Raw genomic sequence first — 22,813 nt, 5'->3', positions numbered from 1 at the left:
CATGGCAATTTTAACTGATGAGAATTATGTGGATAAAGCAGAACGTGCTATTTCATTACTTGAAAAGGATAATAAAGGGAATTATTTACTAACAACGTCACAAATTAGAAAGTTATTATCCTTATGTAGTTCTTTATATGATAGAAGTAAAGAAAGAAAGTTTGATGAATTAATAAATGATGTTTCCTATTTAAGAGTACAATTCGTCTATCAGTCTGGAAGAAACTCTGTAAGAGTTAATAGACAGACGTTCTTCCCTGTTAAAGATTTGGTAGAAAAAGGTCAAATTCTTGAAGCGCTTAAGGAAATTAAAGATAGAGAGACACTTCAAAGATTTTGTAGATATATGGAAGCACTAGTCGCCTATTTCAAGTTTTATGGAGGTAAAGATTAATGACATTCGCTAAGATTAAATTTTCAGCTCAAATTCGTTTAGAGACAGGCCTTCATATTGGGGCTAGTAATGCTTTTGCAGCCATTGGTGCGATCGATTCGCCTGTTATTAAAGATCCTATTACCAACCTACCAATCATTCCTGGTTCAAGTCTCAAAGGAAAAATGAGAACGCTTCTTGCCAAGGTTTATAATGAAAAGGTAGCTGAGAAACCAAGCGATGACAGTGATATTCTTAGCCGTTTATTTGGGAATAGTAACGATGAACGATTCAAAATGGGACGCTTGATTTTTCGTGATGCCTTTTTGTCAAACGCTGATGAGCTAGACTCTCTTGGGGTAAGAAGTTATACAGAAGTAAAATTTGAAAATACAATTGACCGTATCACTGCCGAAGCTAAACCAAGACAAATTGAACGTGCTATTCGTAACAGTACTTTTGATTTCGAGTTGATTTATGAAATTACAGATGAGAATGAAAATCAAGTCGAAGAAGATTTCAAAGTGATTCGAGATGGTTTAAAACTGCTTGAACTTGATTATCTTGGTGGTTCTGGATCTCGAGGTTACGGTAAGGTTGCTTTTGAAAACCTCAAAGCTACTACCGTATTTGGTAATTATGATGTTAAAACATTAAATGAACTTTTAACTGCGGAGGTCTAATATGACCTATAAACTGTATATTATGACCTTTCAGAATGCTCATTTTGGTTCGGGCACTCTTGATAGCTCAAAATTAACATTCTCAGCAGACCGTATCTTCTCAGCACTAGTGCTAGAAGCCCTAAAAATGGGAAAACTCGATGCATTTCTTGCGGAAGCTAACCAAGACAAGTTCACGCTCACAGATGCCTTTCCATTTCAATTTGGTCCCTTTTTGCCGAAACCTATTGGTTATCCCAAACATGACCAAATAGATCAATCAGTTGATGTCAAAGAGGTTCGCCGTCAAGCAAAATTGTCTAAGAAACTGCAATTTCTTGCTCTAGAAAATGTTGACGATTATCTCAATGGAGAGTTATTTGAAAATGAAGAGCATGCAGTCATTGATACTGTGACAAAAAATCAACCACATAAGGATGACAATCTTTATCAGGTAGCTACAACCAGATTTTCAAATGATACGTCGCTTTACGTCATCGCAAACGAATCTGATTTGCTTAATGAGTTGATGTCTAGTCTTCAGTATTCAGGTCTTGGTGGAAAGCGTTCAAGTGGTTTTGGTCGTTTTGAGTTAGATATTCAAAATATCCCACTAGAATTGTCAGATAGACTGACTAAGAATCATTCAGATAAAGTGATGAGTCTTACGACAGCACTTCCTGTAGATGCTGACCTTGAAGAAGCAATGGAAGATGGACATTACTTATTAACTAAATCAAGTGGTTTTGCATTTAGTCATGCTACCAATGAGAATTATCGTAAGCAGGATCTTTACAAATTTGCTTCTGGTTCAACTTTTAGTAAAACATTTGAAGGTCAGATTGTTGATGTGAGACCACTTGATTTCCCTCATGCTGTTTTAAATTATGCTAAACCACTCTTCTTTAAATTGGAGGTATAAAAATGAAAAATGACTATAGAACATTTAAATTAAGCCTCCTGACACTTGCTCCAATTCATATTGGTAATGGAGAGAAGTATACCTCTAGAGAATTTATCTATGAAAATAAGAAGTTTTACTTTCCTGACATGGGGAAATTCTATAATAAAATGGTGGAGAAGAGGCTTGCTGAAAAGTTTGAAGCATTTCTAATTCAAACTCGTCCAAATGCACGTAATAATCGTCTTATTTCCTTCTTAAATGATAACCGAATTGCAGAGCGTTCTTTTGGAGGTTATAGTATCTCTGAAACAGGTTTAGAATCGGACAGAAATCCTAATTCATCCGGAGCTATTAACGAAGTTAATAAGTTTATTCGAGATGCTTTTGGAAATCCCTACATTCCTGGTAGCTCACTAAAAGGTGCTATTCGTACCATTTTAATGAATACTACCCCTAAGTGGAATAATGAGAATGCTGTAAATGACTTTGGAAGATTTCCGAAAGAGAATAAGAACCTTATCCCTTGGGGACCAAAAAAGGGAAAAGAATACGATGATTTGTTTAACGCAATTCGTGTGAGTGATAGTAAGCCTTTTGATAATAAGAGTCTTATCATAGTGCAGAAATGGGATTATTCAGCGAAAACAAATAAAGCTAAACCACTTCCCTTGTATAGAGAATCAATCTCTCCATTAACAAAAATTGAATTTGAGATTACAACAACCACTGATGAAGCTGGAAGATTGATTGAAGAATTAGGTAAGAGAGCACAAGTGTTTTATAAAGACTATAAGGCATTTTTCCTATCTGAATTTCCTGATGATAAGATTCAAGCCAATCTACAATACCCAATTTATTTAGGTGCGGGGAGCGGTGCTTGGACAAAGACTCTATTTAAGCAAGCTGATGGTATTTTACAAAGACGATACAGTCGAATGAAAACTAAAGGAGTTCTTAAGCTCACAAAAGCACCTCTTAAAACAGTTAAGATTCCATCTGGTAATCATTCATTAATCAAGAACCACGAGTCCTTTTATGAAATGGGAAAAGCTAATTTCATGATTAAGGAGATTGATAAATGAGAGTACTTATATCAGCTGTAGGTGACACAGATCCTTTTAGAAATTTTCATGATGGCGCCTTAATTCATATTGCAAGAAAATATCGTCCCGAAAAAGTTATATTGATTTTTTCAGAACACACTGCAAAAAAACAAGGTAATATTGAAAAAGCCTTGTTTTCTATTGCTCCTAATTATGAGCCTGAACTCATAATTCATGATCCCATTATTAGTGATAATGAGGTTCATATTTTTGATGTGATGTTTCAACGTTTCTCTGACATTTTGCAAGAATACTATACTAAAGAAGATGAATTTATCTTGAATCTTTCTAGTGCAACACCACAAATCAAATCTGCTCTATTTGTGATTAATCGTTTAAATGGTATCAATGTCAAAGCGGTTCAAGTTTCGAGTCCCGAACACGCTTCAAACGAGAATATCGGTCATGATAATGATGAGAATATCGATGAACTCATCAAAGTCAATGAAGATAATAAAGTCAATTTCATTGATCGAACGATTGAAGATAATGCCGAAAAATTTAGTCAGGCTCTATTGAAGAAAACTGCTCGAGATTTTATTGAGAAGTTTGATTATAAGGCGGCACTAGATATTCTAGACCAATTGTCAGATTTCCCGAATTTAAAAAGTGTTAGAGAAGAAATCCGCGATGTTGTCAACTGTCTGTCTAAACAAGATGTTCCAAAAGGGTTACGTCATAAAAAATTGAAGGAAGAAGAACAAAAAATTCTTAGTGCCCATTTGACTATTGAACTACAAAGAGAACGTGGGAACGTAAGTGAAAGTTTTATACGAATAAAAAATTTAACGGAATTTATTTTGGAAGACTATATTGAAAAAAGATACCCAGGTTTAATAGATGAATATTGTGAAGATATTCAGAAATATTATCTAAGTCTCTTTGATTACAGTAAACTTTTAAAAGCAACGAGAGAATTTAAACTTAAGAGAACAATCGCTCCAATTATTGATATGAATTCTTCTAGAAATAAGGTTGCCCACAGCTTAAGTCCTTTGGACTCAGATGCAGTTAAACAACTGGGGATAGCTATGAAAACCTTAAAAATTTTGGTTAGAGAACAATATCATTTTAGCCAGAGTGATTTTAATTTTTATCAGGATTTGAATAAAAAATTATTGACTAAGTTGAACTAAAGAGGTGATCCAAGTTGAAAATATTAATCTCTGCTGTAGGGACCACTGATCCTATAAGTAATAATCACGATGCAGCTTTACTTCATATCGCAAGAAATTATAGACCTGACAAGATTGTCCTTGTATATAGTCAAGAAATGATGGTCAAACAAGATTTGATAAATAAGGTTTTGCTCTCAATCGAAGGCTTTAACCCTATCATTGAAATTGACTCTACAATCTTGAATAACGACGAAGTCTTTCTTTTTGACAAAATGTATGAAGTTATGGGACAAATTGTTCAAAAGTATACTAATGACGATAACGAAATCATCTTGAACTTGTCATCAGGTACACCACAAATTATTTCAGCTCTCTTTGCCCTTAACCGTATCAATGACTATAACACACAAGCTATTCAGGTTGCTACTCCTAAAAATAGAGCAAACAGAGAATACACAGCTCTGACTGAGTCTGAGATAGATGCTCTGATTATGGAAAATCAAGATAATAGGCTGGATTTTGTTGACCGAAGTATTAAAGATAAATCTGAGAAATTTACTCAAGCATTAGTCAAACGTCATCTTAGAAGTTTAATTGCTTCCTTTAATTATCAAGCAGCAGAAGCGATAATCAATCGAAAAGAATATAATAAATTACTTTCTAAAAAGAAAATCGCTTATATTCGTGAGAAACTATACGATTTTTCACGAGTTTTCAAAAATCAGTATATTCTTTCAGATATCCTATCGTTTCCTCTCGATGACTCCCAAAAGAAGGCTTTGAATTACTATTTGATGATTGATGTTTTAAAAGAACGTGAGCATATTGCTGATGTCTTAATTAAGGCAAAATCACTAGCTGAATTTGTCATCGAAGAAACCATCAAAAAAGATCATGAGGGCTTAATTGTATTTGATGGCAATCTGCCAAAACTTAATCCAAGTTTTCCTGATTGTGAGGCAATTTTAGACGATATTGATAAGAAAATGAAAAAATCTAGGGGTATTGAAGACACTGAAGAACGCATTTTTTCAGTACAATCTACACTTAATCTATTATCTTACTTGAATATCCTTGAGTTCTATGAATATGATTCTCAGCTTCAGACAGCGATTAATGGCATTTTAAGTTTGAATGGTGAACGAAATAAAGTTGCTCACGGTTTGTCAGAAATTGATACGCGATTATTAAGTCGTAAGAAGTTAAAACAACTTTCTGAAAACTTGCGATTGCTTCTTGTTGATTGTTTGGGTATTGATTCAAGCTATTTTAACTACTATGACAAACAAAATAAAGAGCTTACAAAGATGCTTGAATAGATATTTGGGTATCGTCCCCTTTGACATTCCATTATAAAAGCGCTATAATAGAATAAATTGAAATGTACCTTTAATCGAGTCCAGAGAGGCGAGAAAGGTGTACTGAGATGTTATGGCATCACTAAGGGTAGGGACTGCCCTGTTTTCGTGCAACCTTCGCTGACTGGCGGAGGTTTTTTTGTGAAAGGATATAAGAAATGAGAGAAAAACGTCCTGTTATTGCCCTTGATTTCCCTACTTTTGGGGATGTGAAGACTTTTCTTGCTAAGTTCCCTGCTGATGAAAAGCTCTATGTGAAGATTGGTATGGAACTTTACTATGCGGCTGGTCCTGAGATTATACGCTACGTTAAAGAGCTTGACCATAGTATTTTCCTTGACCTTAAGCTTCACGATATTCCAAATACTGTCAAATCAGCTATGCGTGTCTTGTCTAACCTTGGCGTTGATATGACAAATGTGCATGCGGCTGGTGGCGTGGAGATGATGAAAGCTGCGCGTGAAGGCTTGGGAGATGGACCAATCTTGATTGCTGTAACTCAGTTGACCTCTACCTCTGAAGAGCAGATGCGTGATTTTCAAAATATCCAAACCACACTTCAAGAATCAGTGGTTCATTATGCTCAGAAAACTGCTGAAGCAGGTCTCGATGGTGTTGTCTGTTCAGCACACGAAGTAGCCAAAATAAAAGAAGCAACTAACCAAGACTTCGTTTGTTTGACACCTGGTATTCGTCCAGCAGGAGCAGCGGTTGGTGACCAAAAACGGGTCATGACACCTGCTGATGCTCATCAAATTGGTTCAGACTACATTGTTGTCGGTCGCCCAATTACGCAAGCTGAGGATCCAGTGGCAGCTTATCACGACATCAAGGCCCAATGGAACGATCAATAAATTTTCAAAAATACCTGATTTCTTAATAAAAATAGAAAGAATTGGGTTATAATAAACTACAGAAAACGCTTTACGGAGGAAACATAATTATGACATTAGCATCACAAATTGCTTCAGACTTGCTAGATATCAAAGCGGTTTACCTTAAACCTGAAGAGCCATTTACATGGGCATCAGGAATTAAATCACCAATCTACACTGATAACCGTATCACTTTGTCTTATCCTGAAACACGTACGCTTATTGAAAATGGGTTCGTGAAAAAGATTAAAGAAGAGTTTCCGGAAGTAGAAGTAATTGCTGGTACTGCAACTGCGGGTATTCCTCACGGTGCGATCATTGCAGACAAAATGAACCTTCCATTTGCTTACATCCGTAGCAAGCCAAAAGATCACGGTGCTGGTAACCAGATCGAAGGCCGTGTGGTTAAAGGCGAAAAAATGGTTGTTGTTGAAGACTTGATTTCAACTGGTGGGTCAGTACTTGATGCTGTCGCTGCTGCAGAGCGTGAAGGGGCTGATGTTATTGGTGTTGTAGCTATCTTCACTTACGAATTGCCAAAAGCTGAGAAAAACTTCGCAGAAGCTGGTGTGAAATTGGTTACTCTTTCAAACTACACTGAGTTGATTAAGGTTGCTAAAGTTAAAGGTTACATCACTGCAGACGGACTTCAACTCTTGAAAAAATTCAAAGAAAACCAAGAAACTTGGCAAGACTAATTATTATGATTTAAGGCGGAATGTTTTAGGCGTTTCGCTTTTTTTAGTATAATTTAGAAGATAATAGAAGCAGGAGATTATGAGAGGACAATAAATAAGTGGTCAGATGCGACAGCAATGGCTGAAGCCGTGCAAAATAAGATGGTCAGACCTCAAGAACTAGTGGAAGCGGACTATTCGTGAAGCAGAGAAGACAATCCTAAAATCAATGCTATTGTCAATCAACGTTACGAGAAAGCATTGGTAGAAGCAGAAAATCGAGATTTTTCTGATAAGCCTTTTTCAGGAGTACCAATTTTCCTGAAGGATTTAGGTCAGGAGCAAGCCGGGGAGCCTTCAACAGCAGGTTCTCGCCTATTTACAAGTTACCATGCTAAAGAAACGGATAACTATGTCAAGAAGCTTGAAGAACTGGGCTTCATTATTTTAGGGGTTCTAGCACTACTGAGTTTGGTTTCAAAAATATCAGTGATGCCCAGATTCATGGTTCTGTCAATCTGCCTGACGATGCGACACGAAATACTGGCTGGTCAAGTTGAAGCTGAAGATTTCTCTGATAAAGCTGCTGATAAGGCTAAAGAAGTTAATGAAAATGTTGACAAGGCTGCTGAAAAAGTTGCTGACAAAGCCCGACGATGTGAAATAATTAAGCATAAAAAAAGCGCTCACAATATATGAGCGCTTTTTTATGCAATTTATTCAACACCTTGCATCAAACCTTGAATACGCTTTGATAGGAAGACGAGAACAATACCAAGTACAACAGAACCTAATCCGAAGTAAGAGAAGTAAGCGACTTCAGATTTGGCGTTATACAACGTCACCAGTTGTGCGTTCAAAGCAGAACCTACCGCTGATGACAAGAACCACATTGACATCATTTGAGAATTAAAGGCTTTTGGTGCCAACTTAGTTGTGACGGATAGGCCGACAGGTGAAATTAACATTTCACCGAGGATAACAAGGGCCCATGAACCAACTAACCATAGTGGTGATACTTTACCACTTGTGCCATACAAAGCACCAGGAATGGCCATTAGCAAGAAGCTTAAGCCGGCAAACATCAAACCAACGGCAAATTTTATTGGTGATGATGGTTGGTTTTTCTTCCAGGCAGTCCATAGCCAAGCGAAGAATGGTGTGTAAAGCATGATGAACAGTGGGTTCAATGATTGGAACCATGAGACAGGGAACCAAGATGAATCAACACGTTCAGCAGCAAATGTTGCCAACACAACTGAGCCTTGTTCTTCAATCGCCCAGAACAAAACAGCAGCGATGAAAAGTGGGATGTAAGACACAACACGCAAATGTTCAGTTGACGTCACCTTCACTGAAGAAATCATCCAAGCAAAATAGAAAACCGGAATGGCGATCGCAACAATCGTCAAGAGATTGATGTAGGCAGGCAATGAATTCCAACCGACAAGGTTCATCACAACGATGATTGCAATAAAGCCAACAACAGCTAAGCTTACCTTAACCAGTAATGGCTTAACTTCTTCTGGTGCTAGTGGATCAGTTGGGCGCAAGTAATGCGGATCCAATGTTTTCTTACCACCGAAGTAATAAACCAGCAAACCAATAAACATACCGATTGCTGCCAATGAGAAGGCCACGTGGTAACCTGCAACTTCTTGTGCAGCACCAACGATAAGTGGTGCAATAAACGCACCCAAGTTAATACCAAACACAAAGATTGAGAAACCAGCGTCACGACGACGATCATGTTCGTCATACAATGTCCCAACCAATGTTGAAACGTTTGGCTTCAAGAAACCAGTTCCGATAATAATTAAGATCATTGACCCAAACAATGCGCTTGCGCCAAAAGGCAAAGCGAGCACGATATGTCCAAGCATGATGAGAACACCACCCCAGAATACAGCTGGACGTGCTCCGATGATACGATCGGCTACGAAACCACCGATCGTACCAGAAAGGTAAACCATTGAAGCGTAAATTGCCATGATTGATGCGGCTGTTGCTCGTGTAATGTGTAGATCACCAGTACTGATGAGGAACCACATATAGTAAAGCAAGATGGCGCGCATACCATAGTATGAGAAACGCTCCCACATTTCAGTCATGAACAGTGTTAACAGTCCTAAAGGTTGACCGAAAAATGTCTTTCCTTTGTCTTCCATGAAATTCTCCGATTGATTTTTGATACGTTGCTATTGAATTAACAACGTTACAAACATATTTATTAAAAATATCCTTCTATTTTATGCTAAAATGGTGTAAAATACAAATTATTTACCCAATTTAGTATCAAAATAATATCATATTAGGCGTGCTTAACCGATAGGTTGACGTGAAGATATCGTAAAATAGGGCGAATTAGTGGTCAGACCGTGGATTTATCTATACAATAGAGGGTAAACGAATTTAAGTTAAAGGAATGACGTACCCGTTGGGATGTCCAAAAGTATGGCAAAAGAAAAGTTTGACGCAGGGGAATTTATCTCCTCACTATTCCACTATGCACATGATTTCAATTATAATCATATTGTTTTTGAGGCTAATCGGTATAAAGTATCGGTTAATTTGACACGTAGATCGGCAATCTATGGGAATGCTGACATGTTTTATGTGTCAGCAGATACGAAGTCGTTTGCACCCGTGATGTCTGTAATTAACGGTGCCATTGAAGTGGCGGAACTCGCTAGCAAGCAACAAGCCATGGTGGAGACAGCTGCAATGTTTGATGGTACAGAAGGTGCTTTGGGCCGTTCGATGACACTTGAATATATGGAGTTAATGACTTGGGCCCATTTTTCAATCGGGTCAAAAGATTCCAGCCAAAGTTTACTCTAAAATACTAGCTCAGTGGGACCTGTATAGAGCTATCAGATGGCAGTCTTTCATGAGTCTTACGATATTTTTCTGACACCTACAGTTGCGGATGTGTCACCTAATCACGGACAGTTTGCTCTATCTGAAATCCTACAAAATCAACTCAAACCGATTGCTGATTTTGATTGGCCAAAGCAACAGGAACTTATTTGGGCCATGTTTGCGGATAGCCTAGATTGGACCCCCTTTACTCAGCAAGCTAACTTGACGGGTCAACCATCGATTTCTTTATCTATTATCTATCGTAATGCAGATGGATTATCGCTTGGTGTTTAACTGACAGTCCCCAAAGGAAGAGAGGATCTCTTGCTACTGTTAGCCAAGCAAATGGAAGAACGTTCAATTTTTAACCAGACATATTCATTCTCAGTTCAATTTTATGTAAAACTCTTTCAAATAGTGTAGTTTAAGATTATAAGTTTTTAACTTAACTTCATTATTTGTTTTAAGGAGACATATATAGATGAAAAAGAGTTTTTCGCTGTTTTCAGCCTAATCTTGGCTGCGGTCTTTTTTGGTTGCTTGCTCATCACAAAGTTCAGCTGACAAGAACTGGGAAAAGATTGAGAAGCGTGGCAGTATTTAGGTTGCGACTGCTGGAACCCTTTACCCACAGACTTACCACGACGATGATAACAATTTGACTGGTTACGATGTTGAAATTCTTAAAGAAGTTGGAAACGTCTTAAGTTAAAAATCGACTTCACTGAGATGGGCGTCGATGGTATGCTTACTTCTGTAAATAGTGGTCACGTAGATATCGCTAACCACTCACTAGAAGATGACAATAAGAACGTTAAAAAAATCCTACGTTCTGAACCATATAAGTATTCATTCACTTCTATGGTGGTTCGTGAATCTGATAGCTCAGGAATCTCTTTATGGGAAGACCTCAAAGGTAAGAAAGCAATGGGTGCTGCAAGTACTAAATACATGAAGATTACTAAAAAAATGGGTGCCGAACTTATTGTTTATGACAATGTTACCAATAATGTGTACATGTAAGACTTGGTAAATGGCCGTACAGATGTTATCGTTAACGATTATTATTTGCAAGAGATAGCAGTCGCTGCTATCAAGGACAATTACCCTGTAAAAATCAACGATGGTATCTACAGTAACCCTTATTCAACTAGCTTCACCTTTTCTTGAAAAATAAAACCCTTCAAGAAAAGGTCAATAAAGCGATCAAAGATATGAAAAAAGATGGTACTCTTACCAAGATTTCAGAGAAATTCTTTGCTGGTCAAGATGTTACAAAGAAAACTAAAGTTGACTACACTGAGATTGATATCTCTGATATCGAATAAGATAAGCGATTCAAATGGATCGCTTATTTGATAAAGTTATGTTTAGAAAGATAGACTTATGATTATTGATTTTTCGCTGATTTCAAAAAGTATTCCCTATGTCCCCTAACAGGTCTACCATACACCATAGGAATCTCAGTTTTGAGCTTTATCATTGGAAACTTTTTTGCTATTCTTCTTGCCTTTATGCGGATGTCAAAAAGCCTTGGTTAAAGTATCCAGCCTGTATCTACATTATTTCACTTATGCGTGGGGTTCCTATGTTGGTCATGCTCTTCATTTTTTACTTTGGTCTGCCTTATGTTGGCATTCAGATACCCGCTCTTTTATGTGCCCTAATTGGTTTTTCTACCGTAAGTGCAGCCTATATGTCAGAGATTTTCCGTTCATCCATTTCTGCTGTAGATAAGGGACAGTGGGAGGTTGCTCGATCTCTAGGACTTACTCAAAAGCCAATTATTCGTCACATCATTTTACCTCAAGCCCTACGTATTGCAGTAGCACCACTTGCAATGTCCTTATTGATATGGTTAAGAGTTCCTCATTGGCAGCTATGATTACAGTGCCTGACATTTTCCAAAACACAAAAAATATTGGTGGGCGTGAGTATGACTACATGTCTATGTATATTCTAATCGCCTTTATTTACTGAGTACTTAGTTTCATTTTAGAGCTTCTTCAAGGGCAAGTCAAAAAAACGTTTAACGGTATATTAAGAATAAAACAGACAGAGAAAAGTATCTTGGTCTGTTTATCACAATATTTAGAATTCTTTAATATTTAAACCTCTTACATAAATATAATTATGTTATAATATTAACGATATTCTTTTGAAAGGTTTTTTAGTGATGAAAAAGAAAACAATTGTTGCAACGACCCTATCAACCCTACTTGTATCAACAGCCATCTTGGCTAATGCTGTTAAGGCTGACGAAGTAGAAACTAGTACAGCTGTTACAGCACCAAGTACAGAAGTAGTAACCACAGAGGCAACTACCGATATGACATCTACTGCAGCAACAACCGCGTCAAACGAGTCTGAAACACCTCTAGCTAGCTCAATATCAGTTATTACAACTTCAACAGCTGAAACTAGCGTAGCACCAGTTGCTACGGCCAATGAAACAGCAACTGCAACTGCAAGCCCAGCACCACCAGCAGTTGTGACAAACGCTAGCGCAAGTGACAATAATGATACTGTAACTGTTCTCCACACTAACGACGTTCACGGTCATATAGTAGAGGATGACCATAATGGAGTCATTGGCGATGCACTCTTATCAGGTATCGTAAATGACACGCGGTCTAAAGGAACAACCCTTGTCTTTGATTCTGGGGACTCTTTCTAAGGTCTTCCAATTTCAAATAGTTCTAAGGGTGAGGATATGGCTGCTGTCATGAATGCGGTCGGTTTTGATGCCATGACAGTCGGTAACCATGAGTTTGACTTTGGACTTGATCAATTGCGTCGTTTGAGCAAACAAATCAATTTCCAATAATCACATCTAATGTCTATGTCAACGGTGTTCGTCTTTTCCAACCATCGACAATCGTTGATAAAACGCCTGGTATTGATGGAGATGAAGTAGTAGTTATTGGTGTTACGACGCCTGAAACAGCTACTAAAACACACCCACGTAACCTTCCTGGTGTCTCTTTCACTAATCCTATTACTGAAGTTAAGGATGTGGTCGACCAAGTAGAATCAAACGCTCGTGCCGAAGGTAAAGATTACGAAACTTACATTGTTCTTGCTCATTTGGGTATTGATACTACGACACCAGTAGACTGGCGTGGATCAACTTTGGAAGAAGCTCTTTCAAATTATGCACCACTTAAAGGTAAACGTGTACTTGTTCTAGATGGGCACTCACATACCCTTCATACAGCAACTTACGGAGATAATGTTACTTACAATCAAACAGGTAGCTACCTAAATAATGTTGGCCGTGTTGTCTATAATTCTGACCGTGTTTTGTCATATGGAGTGATTACACATGACGAAGCTAAGAAAAATTACCAAGTTAACCCTACTGTTAAAGCTATGATTGATGACATTCAAGCTAAGTACAAGGCAGAATCTTCTAAAGTTGTCATTGACAATAGTCCTGTAAAACTTAGCGGTGACCGTATGGACGTTCGTGTTCGTGAAACAAACCTCGGTAATGCGGTTGCTGACGCACTTTTGGATTATGGTCAGTCTGCCTTTACACACAAATCAAATCTTGCAGTAACTAACGGTGGTGGTCTTCGTGAAACAATTGCTAAGGACAAACCGATTACTAAAGGTGATATTATTGCCGTTCTTCCTTTTGGTAACTCTGTTGCTCAAATTCAAGTAACTGGACAAAACATCTATGATATGTTTGTGAAATCACTTGGATCAATTCTCCAAGTTGATGAAAGTGGTAAAAACGTTTTTGACGAAAATGGTCAACCTCTTCTTGAACCTTCAGGTGGCTTCCTTCAAGTCGCTGGAGGTCGTGTATATTATGACACAACTCTTCCAACTGAAAAACGTATCCTATCAATTGACATTTTAGATCCAGAAACTGGTGTCTATAAACCACTCAACACTACTGAAACTTATTATCTAGTAACAAACGATTTCTTGGCTGCTGGTGGTGATGGCTTCACAATGCTTGGTGGTCCTCGTGAAGAAGGTCCTTCACTCGATACAGTCTTTGCCGATTACTTGACGCGTTCAGATCTTACGAAATACGAAGTTATTAATCCTAATTCACGTACAATTTCTATTTCAAGTGCCGATTTTGCTGCTTTGAACAAGAAAGAGAATGCAGAAGATACAACGGTTAATCCAGTAAATCCTGTTGACTCAACTGTAGCTTCTAAAGTTTCAGAAAAAACGAAACCAGTGGTATCTAAAGTAGTAACAACACCTAACGGTAAAGTCTTCTTCGTTTCAATTTCAAACGAAACTCTTAAAGAAACTGAAAAAGTTACTGAAACTTCAAACCAAACCGAAGAACTTCCAACAACAGGGGATAAAGCTTCACATGCAGGTCTTCTTGGACTAGGCATGTTGCTTACGATATTTGGACTTAGTGGCAAACACAAAGGTAAAGAGAAAAATTAAATAGCTTCTCTGCATAAATAATAAGAGTTGACCAATGGTTAACTCTTATTTGTTTTCTTGTTGCAATTTGTCTTCCTGTACTGGCTCGGTGTTTGAGCATAATAATGATTAAATTGGTGGTTAAAGTTTGAAAGGTTGTTAAAACCAACGCTCGTAGAAATTTCTAAAACTGGTTTTACGCTAATTACGGAGTTCCTCACAAGTAGCGTTCAGTCTATCCTGAATAATAAATTCAGTACAAGAGGTACCAGTATGTTGTTTAAATATGGTTATAAAATGCGTCTTACTGTACCCCCCATGAGCTCGGACAATTGTTCAATAGTAAGCGTCTCAACATAATGCTTATTGATATAATCAATGATTTCCCGAATTTTTTCATTTTTACGATGATGATTATCAGAAGTCTTTCTCTTTACCAAACGATAGTAGTAGAAGAGGTAGATGAGTTCCTCCAATTTGGACTTAAGTAAAATCTCGTAGTGTCTCTCTTTTTGTCGAGAATGATCTTAAAAATTGCAAATAGGGTTCCCTTAATTTCAGAATACCCCTCATCAGTTGGTTTTAAACATTGTTTGAACTTAAAATTAGAATTTTGTAAGGGTTGAAGATAACGGAGACTAAGAGGATCCACTGGAGATTGTCCTAACATATCTAAATGAAAATGAAGAGTGTCATATGGGTGCGACTGATTATCAATAGGATGGACAGAATGGAGTCCATTAGGACGAATTAGAAAGATATCTCCAGCCTAACTATCAAAATAGTCATAATCAATGTGATAGCGAGCAGTCCCTTCATAGACGTATTAGATTTCAAGTTCTGGGTGCCAATGAAAAAGAATGTCAGGTTGTCCATTTTCAACCTTAGTTTCAGTTAGTCTAAAAGAAAGAAGATTATCATCAAAATCTATAAAATGTTTAAAATCAGTATCAGTAGTTTGTTGACCCATCATTAACCTTTCAAAATCATAGGATAGTACCATGATAGCATTTTCTTTTTCGAAAAGCATGGCAAAATCATTTTAAGGTATAAATTTATTATATTTAACATAATTATATTTCTGTAATAACTTAATTTAAAATAAAAAGATAGCAATCTATCTTTTTATTTTAAATTAAGTTGTGTCTATTTACCGAGACAGAACTGACTAAAGAGTTGAGTAATAAGCTCATCCGGTGCGGCATCACCAGTAATTTCGCCAAGAATTTCCCATGTGCGAGTCATATCAACTTGTAATAGGTCAACAGGCATACCTAATTCAAGACCTTGATTAACGGCTTCGAGACTTTCAAGCGCCTTTTCAATGAGTGAAATATGACGTGCATTTGAAAGATAAGTAGCATCTTTTTCTACTAAGCCAGTATTATCAAAGAAGAGTTGGTTGATACGATCTTCGATTTTGTCAATGTTTTCATTTTTGAGGACTGAAATTGGGATAAGGTCTTCAGGAAGCTCTTCAATCTGGATAGCTTGTGGAAGGTCCGTCTTATTTAAGAGAATGATTCGGTTGCTATTTTGGCTGATGTCAAGCAGTGTACGGTCTTGGTCGGTAAGTGATTCAGAACTATTAAGCACAAGAAGGACCAAATCAGCCTCTTCAAGAGCTTTTTTAGAACGCTCAACACCAATTTTTTCGACCACATCATCTGTGTCACGAATACCAGCGGTATCGATTAACTTAAGAGGAACACCCTTGATATTAACGTATTCTTCAATAACATCACGGGTAGTCCCTTCAATATCAGTGACGATGGCTTTCTCCTCACGTAGGAGATTGTTGAGAAGGCTAGATTTTCCGACATTAGGACGGCCTATGATTGCTGTCGAAAGACCTTCTCGTAGGATTTTTCCTCGTTTGGCAGTTGCAAGAAGATTTTCCAAGAGAGCCTGGAACTCTTGAGTTTTCTCACGGACTAGATTTGTGGTAACTTCTTCAACATCATCATACTCTGGGTAATCAATATTGACTTCGATTTGTGCCAAAGTATTAAGGATTTCTTGGCGTGTGTTGTTAATGAGATTTTTAAGCGAACCATCTAACTGAGAGACAGCAACAGTCATAGCCTTATCAGTTTTGGCACGAATCAAATCCATGACAGCTTCAGCCTGGGTCAAATCTATCCGTCCATTTAAGAAGGCACGTTTGGTAAATTCCCCTGGTTCGGCCATACGAGCACCAGAACGGATAAGGAGTTGAAGGATTTCATTTGTAACTGCGACACCACCATGTGTGTTGATTTCTACGACATCCTCACGTGTAAAGGTTTTTGGTGCACGCATAACACTGACCATGACTTCATCAATAATTTCATTATTTTCGACAATATGGCCGTAGTTGATAGTATGAGAATCAACGGTTTCAAGATTTTTACCTTTGAAAACCTTATTAACAATAGCAATAGCATCGGTCCCAGACAAGCGGACGATACCGATAGCACCTTCACCTAAGGGAGTTGAGATAGCAGTGATAGTATCGAATTCTTTGGTAATTGACATAGTTTTTCCTTTGGATTTTTTTCTTTACAAGTTTTAAAATGATTTAATTTCATTGTAACTCAAATGAGCAGTAGTAGCAAGGATTGGTACCTTTAAAGGCAAGCAAAAAGAGCATGAGCTCTTTTCCTTATTTATGACGTTCAAAATATGATTTAGTCTCTTTGAGAATAATTGGTGAAAGGACTAGGAGGGCAATCAAGTTAGGCAATGCCATCAAGCCGTTTACGATATCCGCAATTTTCCAAACAACCTCAAGTGTTAGGTAGCCACCAAGAGCGACCATAACTATAAAAACAAGACGATAGAATGAGAGGAATTTGGTAGATTTGAAAATAAATTCGAAACAACGTTCCCCATAATATGACCAACCTAGAATAGTCGTAAAGGCAAACAAGACTAAAGAAAATGTTAGAGCAAGTTCTCCAAAAGTTCCAAAAATAGAAGAGAAGGCCGCTTGTGTCATTGGTGCACCTTCTAAGCTACCAGACCATTGTCCAGTTACGAGTATAGCAAGTCCAGTAAGCGTACAAATGATAATAGTATCGATGAAGGTACCTGTCATAGAAATCAGACCTTGTTCAACAGGCTCTTCAGTCTTGGCAGCAGCAGCAGCAATAGGGGCAGAACCAAGACCTGATTCATTAGAAAATACCCCACGTGCAATACCAAGTCGCATAGCATCCATGACAGTTGCTCCAGCAAAACCTCCGACAGCAGCTTTACCAGTAAATGCTGATTGGAAAACCATCTCAAGCACAGGGAGCAGCTGATTGAAATTAACAAAAATGACAATAAGTGCGGCAATGATGTAAAGACCAGCCATAAATGGCACAACTTTTTCGGATACTTTTGAAATAGATTGAATACCACCGAAAATGATAGTAGCAGTAATAAGAGCTAAGATAACACTAACAATTTTTGGTGACCAACCAAAGCTGTTTTGAAGAGATGATGTGATTGAGTTAACTTGCGAGAAGGTACCAATACCCAACCATGCGACAAGAACGCCAGCAAAAGCGAAGAAGTAGGCTAAAGGCTTAGCGATTATTTGCCATTTTCCACTAAAACCGTGTGTGATGTAATACATTGGTCCACCAGAGACATTTCCTTGGTCATCAAACGTACGGAATTTAATGGCTAAGAGACCTTCAGCATATTTGGTTGCCATACCAAAGAAAGCAGCAATCCACATCCAGAAAAGAGCGCCAGGCCCACCAGTCTTAATGGCTGTCGCAACACCAACAATATTACCAGTACCAACAGTTGCAGCAAGTGCTGTGGCAAGGGCTGCAAAACTAGAAATATCACCCTCTCCTTTATCTTCAGCAAAGATAAGTTTAAAGGCTTTAGGCAGACGAATGATTTGCAAAAGTCCAAGACGGATTGTAAGGTAGATACCAGTTCCTACAAGAAGGACAAGAAGGGGAGGTCCCCATACAAAGTCATCAATGGAAGTGAAAAAGTCTAACATGCGTTTAAAATCTCCTTAAACCGAGACGTCAAAAAAAGGTTTGGCTTAGCCAGACCCCTGAAAATACAAAGCTATTACTGAAAGTTAAAAACTTTCAACGCTTTCTGTCCTTTTACCTGAGAGTTTCGGGTCTTATCCCTTGCCCCTTCGGTGTCTTGTCTACAGCACAAGCCGTTTCAAGATCTCTCCAGAAGTCCGTCAATCACCAGTCATCCTGATGACATCACTCGGTTATTATTTTATTGCGGTTTCATCTTATCGAAAAAATCGAACGCTGTCAACATATAATTTTATTATATACGTAAAAAAATCCGAATATTGAGCTTTCAATTTATCGTTATCTACAGTCTTCAATCTCTCAAAAAGCACGTAATGTCACCCTTTTTATTAAGCTGAGACCCTAGCAAAAAAAACAGTTTTTCACTAAATTATTTTTTTCTATTACGAATAGACTCTGCATTTTCATCTGAAAAATGATAAAATAGTAGAGCTTATTTTTGAGAATGGAGAATATGATGAACCCATTATTAACTGGTATGAATGATAAACAGGCCGAAGCAGTCAAAACGACTGAAGGCCCTCTTTTGATTATGGCTGGTGCTGGATCAGGTAAGACTCGTGTCCTTACCCATCGTATTGCCTACCTTATCGACGAAAAAATGATCAATCCTTGGAATATTTTGGCCATTACCTTTACCAATAAGGCTGCCCGTGAAATGCGTGAACGTGCAGTGGCTTTAAATCCCGCAACTTCAGAAACCTTGATTGCGACCTTCCATAGCATGTGTGTACGAATCCTTCGTCGTGAAGCGGATCATATTGGCTACAACAGAAACTTTACTATTGTGGATCCAGGAGAACAACGTACTTTGATGAAACGTATTCTCAAGAATCTGAATTTAGATCCTAAAAAGTGGAATGAACGCGCCATTTTAGGGACCATTTCTAACGCCAAAAACGACCTCTTAGATGAGATAGCTTATGAGCATCAAGCTGGTGACATGTATACGCAAATCGTAGCAAAATGTTACGAGGCCTATCAAGAAGAACTTCGTCGTAGTGAGGCCATGGATTTCGACGATTTGATTATGATGACTCTTCGTCTCTTTGACAAAAATCCCGATGTCCTCGCTTATTATCAGCAACGTTATCAGTACATTCACGTAGATGAGTATCAAGATACCAACCATGCTCAATACCAATTGGTAAAACTCCTAGCTTCACGCTTTAAGAATATCTGTGTCGTGGGTGATGCTGACCAATCAATCTATGGATGGCGTGGAGCTGATATGCAGAACATTCTTGATTTTGAGAAGGATTATCCTGAAGCTAAGGTTGTCCTTCTGGAAGAAAACTACCGTTCAACCAAGAAGATTCTTCAAGCGGCTAACGAAGTCATCAAGAATAACCGCAACCGCCGTCCTAAGAAACTTTGGACTCAAAATGATGAAGGTGAACAGATTGTTTATTACCGTGCTAACGACGAGCGTGATGAAGCTGTATTCGTAGCTTCAACAATCGATAATATCGTCCGTGAAAAAGTCAAGAATTACAAAGACTTCGCTGTTCTTTACCGTACCAATGCTCAGTCTCGTACCATTGAGGAAGCCTTGCTCAAGTCTAATATTCCTTATACAATGGTTGGTGGGACAAAATTCTACAGTCGTAAAGAGATTCGTGATGTTATTTCTTATTTGAACTTGATTGCCAACACTTCGGATAATATTAGTTTTGAACGTGTCGTCAATGAACCTAAACGTGGAGTTGGGCCTGGCACACTTGAAAAGATTCGTAACTTTGCCTATGAGCAAAACATGAGTCTCCTAGATGCTTCAGCTAATATCATGTTGTCTCCTATTAAGGGGAAAGCAGCCCAAGGTGTTTACGATTTCGCTAACACGATTCTGAACCTACGTGATCAGTTGGATGGGCTAAGCATTACCGAGACTGTAGAAGCTATTTTAGACAAATCTGGTTATCTGGATGCTCTGTCCATGCAACAAACGCTTGAAAGCCAATCACGCATTGAAAATATCGAAGAGTTCATGTCTGTAACAAAGAATTTCGACGAGACCAATACAGATGGAACTGAAGATGAGACAGGCATTGACCGTTTAGGACGTTTCTTGAATGATTTGGCTTTGATTGCTGACACGGATGATGGTGATGTTGAGGCAGCAGAAGTAACCTTAATGACCCTCCACGCCGCCAAAGGGCTTGAATTCCCAGTTGTCTTCCTAATTGGTATGGAAGAAGGCGTCTTCCCTTTGTCTCGTGCCTCAGAAGAGCCAGATGAACTCGAAGAGGAGCGTCGTTTGGCTTACGTAGGGATTACACGAGCTGAGGAGATTCTTTTCCTAACTAACGCCAATACTCGGACCCTTTTTGGTAAGACTAATTACAATCGTCCAAGTCGTTTCTTGCGAGAGATTTCAGATGATTTATTGCAATATCAAGGTTTGGCACGACCTGCTAATTCATCCTTTGGCATCCGTTTTACAAAGGATGAACCGACACAATTTGGGCAAGGCATGAGCTTACAACAAGCTCTACAAACTAGAAAAGCTAATGTACAACCTCAAAGGGCGACTTCTGCTCAGCCATTTTCAAAAGCTACTGGAGGACTTCCTTTTGGAAAAACTCCAAACTCTGACAAAGGAGCTACAGATTGGGAAATCGGAGATATTGCTCACCATAAGAAGTGGGGAGATGGTACCGTCCTAGAAGTGACTGGTAGCGGTAAAACCCAAGAACTTAAAATTAAATTTCCAGAGATAGGACTTAAAAAAGTTTTGGCAAGCGTAGCACCTATCCAAAAGAAATAGAAAAGGATCGTACGATCCTTTTTATAATCCCTATCTATCACTCTGATAAGAAATTTCTATTAGACAGCTTGACTTGTTAGGTATAGAATGAAGGCAACTTTTGTTTTGGAGGAAACACATATGACACGAGAATTTTCATTTGAAACCCTACAATTGCATGCCGGTCAAGCTCCTGATAAGGAAGCTAAATCACGTGCTATTCCGATTTATCAAACGACTTCATATGTTTTTGACGATGCTCAAGAAGGTGAAGACCTCTTTGCACTTAGAAAACCTGGTAATATTTACACTCGTATTACTAATCCAACAGTAGCAGTACTTGAAGAACGTATTGCAGCTCTTGAAGGTGGTGTTGGTGCCTTGGCAACTGCTTCAGGTATGGCAGCTATCACCTATGTAGTGCTTTGTTTGGCTCACGCTGGTGACCACGTTGTTGCTGCAACAACTCTATACGGTGGAACTTTCAACCTCTTAAAAGAAACACTTCCACGCTACGGTATCACAACAACATTTGTGGATGTTGATAATCATGAAGAAGTTGAAGCTGCCATCAAAGATAATACCAAACTTATCTTAATTGAGTCTTTGGGTAATCCACTCATCAACATTCCAGATTTCGAAAAGATTGCTGACATCGCTCACAGTCATAAGATTCCATTGGTTGCAGACAATACATTCGGTACACCTTATCTCATTAACGTTATCTCTCACGGAGTAGATATCGTGGTTCACTCTGCGACTAAGTTTATCGGTGGACATGGAACAACTATCGGAGGACTTATCGTCGATTCTGGTAAATTCGACTGGGAAGTTTCAGGTAAATTTCCACAATTGGTGGACGAGGATCCTTCTTACCACAATATCAGTTATACACGTGATGTAGGTGCAGCAGCATTTATTACTGCCCTCCGTACCCAACTTTTGCGTGATACAGGTGCAGCCTTGGCGCCTTTCAATGCTTTCTTGCTCTTGCAAGGGCTTGAAACCCTCTCACTTCGTGTAGAACGTCACGTTGAAAATACTAAGAAAATTGTGGAATTCTTGGAAAATCATCCTAAAGTTGAAAAAGTTAATTATCCTGGATTGCCATCAAGTCCTTACTATGATTTGGCGCAAAAATACTTCCCTAAAGGACCAGGTTCTATTTTCACTTTCCATGTCAAAGGTGGGCAAGATGAAGCACGAACTGTCATTGACAACCTTGAAATCTTCTCAGATTTAGCTAACGTTGCTGATGCAAAATCCTTGGTTGTTCACCCTGCAACAACCACTCATCAACAATTGGAAGAAGCAGATTTATTGGCATGTGGTGTCACTCCAAATCAAATTCGTCTCTCAGTTGGATTGGAAAATGCTGATGACCTGATTGAAGATTTAACGCTTGCTCTTGATAAAATTTAGGAAGTATTTTAATACTTTGAATTTCAACCGGCTCCTTAACTGGTTATTTGTTATACTATATCTATAAATTTGTTTTTGATTTAGATGGAACACTCTGTTTTGATGGCATGACTATGTCAAAAAGGCTATAAAAGGTTATTTTATCAGCACCTAAGTATGGACATGATATTATTTTTCAACTGCACAATCCTATAGAGACTGTCTTAGCATTTTAGGGAGATTTAAATAAATTAACTGTAGTGGGTCTAAATGGAGGAGAGCTC

The 22,813-nt window shown here is 38.3% G+C and carries 13 protein-coding genes, 7 pseudogenes and 1 riboswitch; of the genes and pseudogenes, 16 read left to right on the top strand and 4 right to left on the bottom strand.

Annotated features, from left to right (window positions below; translation table 11 throughout):
- Position 1 precedes the first annotated feature (1 nt).
- The 9 genes and pseudogenes from csm2 to NSQ85_RS07030 form a co-directional block, all read left to right on the top strand.
- Positions 2–394 (top strand): type III-A CRISPR-associated protein Csm2, encoded by a 393-nt coding sequence (gene csm2 / locus NSQ85_RS07070; protein WP_014621548.1) that lies wholly within the window; start codon positions 2–4, stop codon positions 392–394.
- Complete coding sequence (gene csm3 / locus NSQ85_RS07065; protein WP_179974491.1) at positions 394–1,056, top strand: type III-A CRISPR-associated RAMP protein Csm3; 663 nt, start codon at positions 394–396, stop codon at positions 1,054–1,056. The genes csm2 and csm3 overlap by 1 nt, the downstream gene beginning before the upstream one ends.
- A 1-nt stretch (position 1,057) precedes the next feature.
- Positions 1,058–1,957, top strand: a complete 900-nt coding sequence (gene csm4, locus NSQ85_RS07060) for a type III-A CRISPR-associated RAMP protein Csm4 (protein WP_014608283.1) — start codon at positions 1,058–1,060, stop codon at positions 1,955–1,957.
- 2 nt (positions 1,958–1,959) lie between these two features.
- The gene (gene csm5, locus NSQ85_RS07055; protein ID WP_179974492.1) at positions 1,960–3,021 is read left to right on the top strand and encodes a type III-A CRISPR-associated RAMP protein Csm5; all 1,062 of its coding nucleotides are present in this window, start codon (positions 1,960–1,962) and stop codon (positions 3,019–3,021) included.
- Positions 3,018–4,178, top strand: coding sequence for a type III-A CRISPR-associated CARF protein Csm6 (csm6, locus tag NSQ85_RS07050; RefSeq protein ID WP_340781490.1), 1,161 nt, complete (start codon positions 3,018–3,020; stop codon positions 4,176–4,178). The genes csm5 and csm6 (NSQ85_RS07050) overlap by 4 nt, the downstream gene beginning before the upstream one ends.
- A gap of 14 nt (positions 4,179–4,192) precedes the next feature.
- Entirely contained in the window at positions 4,193–5,479 is a 1,287-nt protein-coding gene (gene csm6 / locus NSQ85_RS07045) for a type III-A CRISPR-associated CARF protein Csm6 (RefSeq protein ID WP_179974494.1), read from the top strand.
- A gap of 197 nt (positions 5,480–5,676) precedes the next feature.
- On the top strand, positions 5,677–6,372 hold the full coding sequence (gene pyrF, locus NSQ85_RS07040; RefSeq protein ID WP_340781488.1) for an orotidine-5'-phosphate decarboxylase: 696 nt from the start codon (positions 5,677–5,679) through the stop codon (positions 6,370–6,372).
- An 89-nt stretch (positions 6,373–6,461) separates the two neighbouring features.
- Positions 6,462–7,091 (top strand): orotate phosphoribosyltransferase, encoded by a 630-nt coding sequence (gene pyrE / locus NSQ85_RS07035; protein ID WP_011681117.1) that lies wholly within the window; start codon positions 6,462–6,464, stop codon positions 7,089–7,091.
- A gap of 117 nt (positions 7,092–7,208) precedes the next feature.
- Positions 7,209–7,627: pseudogene (locus tag NSQ85_RS07030) on the top strand (amidase family protein); the annotation flags it as partial.
- A 159-nt stretch (positions 7,628–7,786) separates the two neighbouring features.
- Here the strand turns inward: NSQ85_RS07030 and NSQ85_RS07025 are convergent.
- Complete coding sequence (locus NSQ85_RS07025) at positions 7,787–9,238, bottom strand: peptide MFS transporter (protein ID WP_340781486.1); 1,452 nt, start codon at positions 9,236–9,238, stop codon at positions 7,787–7,789.
- Positions 9,239–9,524: 286 nt separating this feature from the next.
- On the opposite strand from NSQ85_RS07025, the pseudogene NSQ85_RS07020 reads away from it, so the two are divergent.
- The 5 pseudogenes from NSQ85_RS07020 to nt5e form a co-directional block, all read left to right on the top strand.
- Positions 9,525–9,788: pseudogene (locus NSQ85_RS07020) on the top strand (hypothetical protein); the annotation flags it as partial.
- A pseudogene (locus NSQ85_RS07015) lies at positions 9,780–10,355 on the top strand (amidase family protein); the annotation flags it as partial. The pseudogenes NSQ85_RS07020 and NSQ85_RS07015, both read left to right, overlap by 9 nt.
- Positions 10,356–10,409: 54 nt before the next feature.
- Positions 10,410–11,260: pseudogene (locus NSQ85_RS07010) on the top strand (transporter substrate-binding domain-containing protein).
- A 58-nt stretch (positions 11,261–11,318) separates the two neighbouring features.
- Positions 11,319–11,909: pseudogene (locus NSQ85_RS07005) on the top strand (amino acid ABC transporter permease); the annotation flags it as partial.
- Between the two features lie 199 nt (positions 11,910–12,108).
- Positions 12,109–14,357, top strand: a pseudogene (nt5e, locus tag NSQ85_RS07000) (cell surface ecto-5'-nucleotidase Nt5e).
- Positions 14,358–14,395: 38 nt separating this feature from the next.
- Here nt5e and NSQ85_RS06995 read toward each other — a convergent pair.
- The 3 genes and pseudogenes from NSQ85_RS06995 to NSQ85_RS06985 form a co-directional block, all read right to left on the bottom strand.
- Positions 14,396–15,339 (bottom strand): annotated as a pseudogene (locus tag NSQ85_RS06995) (AraC family transcriptional regulator).
- Positions 15,340–15,482: 143 nt separating this feature from the next.
- On the bottom strand, positions 15,483–16,853 hold the full coding sequence (gene mnmE / locus NSQ85_RS06990) for a tRNA uridine-5-carboxymethylaminomethyl(34) synthesis GTPase MnmE (RefSeq protein WP_179974496.1): 1,371 nt from the start codon (positions 16,851–16,853) through the stop codon (positions 15,483–15,485).
- Positions 16,854–16,980: 127 nt separating this feature from the next.
- Positions 16,981–18,324, bottom strand: a complete 1,344-nt coding sequence (locus tag NSQ85_RS06985) for an alanine/glycine:cation symporter family protein (RefSeq protein WP_340781485.1) — start codon at positions 18,322–18,324, stop codon at positions 16,981–16,983.
- Positions 18,325–18,418: 94 nt separating this feature from the next.
- A riboswitch (glycine riboswitch) is annotated at positions 18,419–18,525 on the bottom strand.
- Positions 18,526–18,839: 314 nt separating this feature from the next.
- Here NSQ85_RS06985 and pcrA point away from each other — a divergent pair.
- Both pcrA and NSQ85_RS06975 read left to right on the top strand, forming a co-directional pair.
- The gene (pcrA, locus tag NSQ85_RS06980; protein WP_340781555.1) at positions 18,840–21,149 is read left to right on the top strand and encodes a DNA helicase PcrA; all 2,310 of its coding nucleotides are present in this window, start codon (positions 18,840–18,842) and stop codon (positions 21,147–21,149) included.
- Positions 21,150–21,269: 120 nt separating this feature from the next.
- Positions 21,270–22,550: an O-acetylhomoserine aminocarboxypropyltransferase/cysteine synthase family protein gene (locus NSQ85_RS06975; RefSeq protein ID WP_340781483.1), complete on the top strand. Its 1,281-nt coding sequence runs from the start codon at positions 21,270–21,272 to the stop codon at positions 22,548–22,550.
- Positions 22,551–22,813 lie beyond the last annotated feature (263 nt).

The organism is Streptococcus sp. FSL L8-0526 (genome assembly GCF_038007145.1).
GTDB lineage: Bacteria > Bacillota > Bacilli > Lactobacillales > Streptococcaceae > Streptococcus > Streptococcus thermophilus.
Note: the sequence above shows the minus strand (reverse complement) of the source record. Positions and strands in the feature narration are given on the sequence as shown.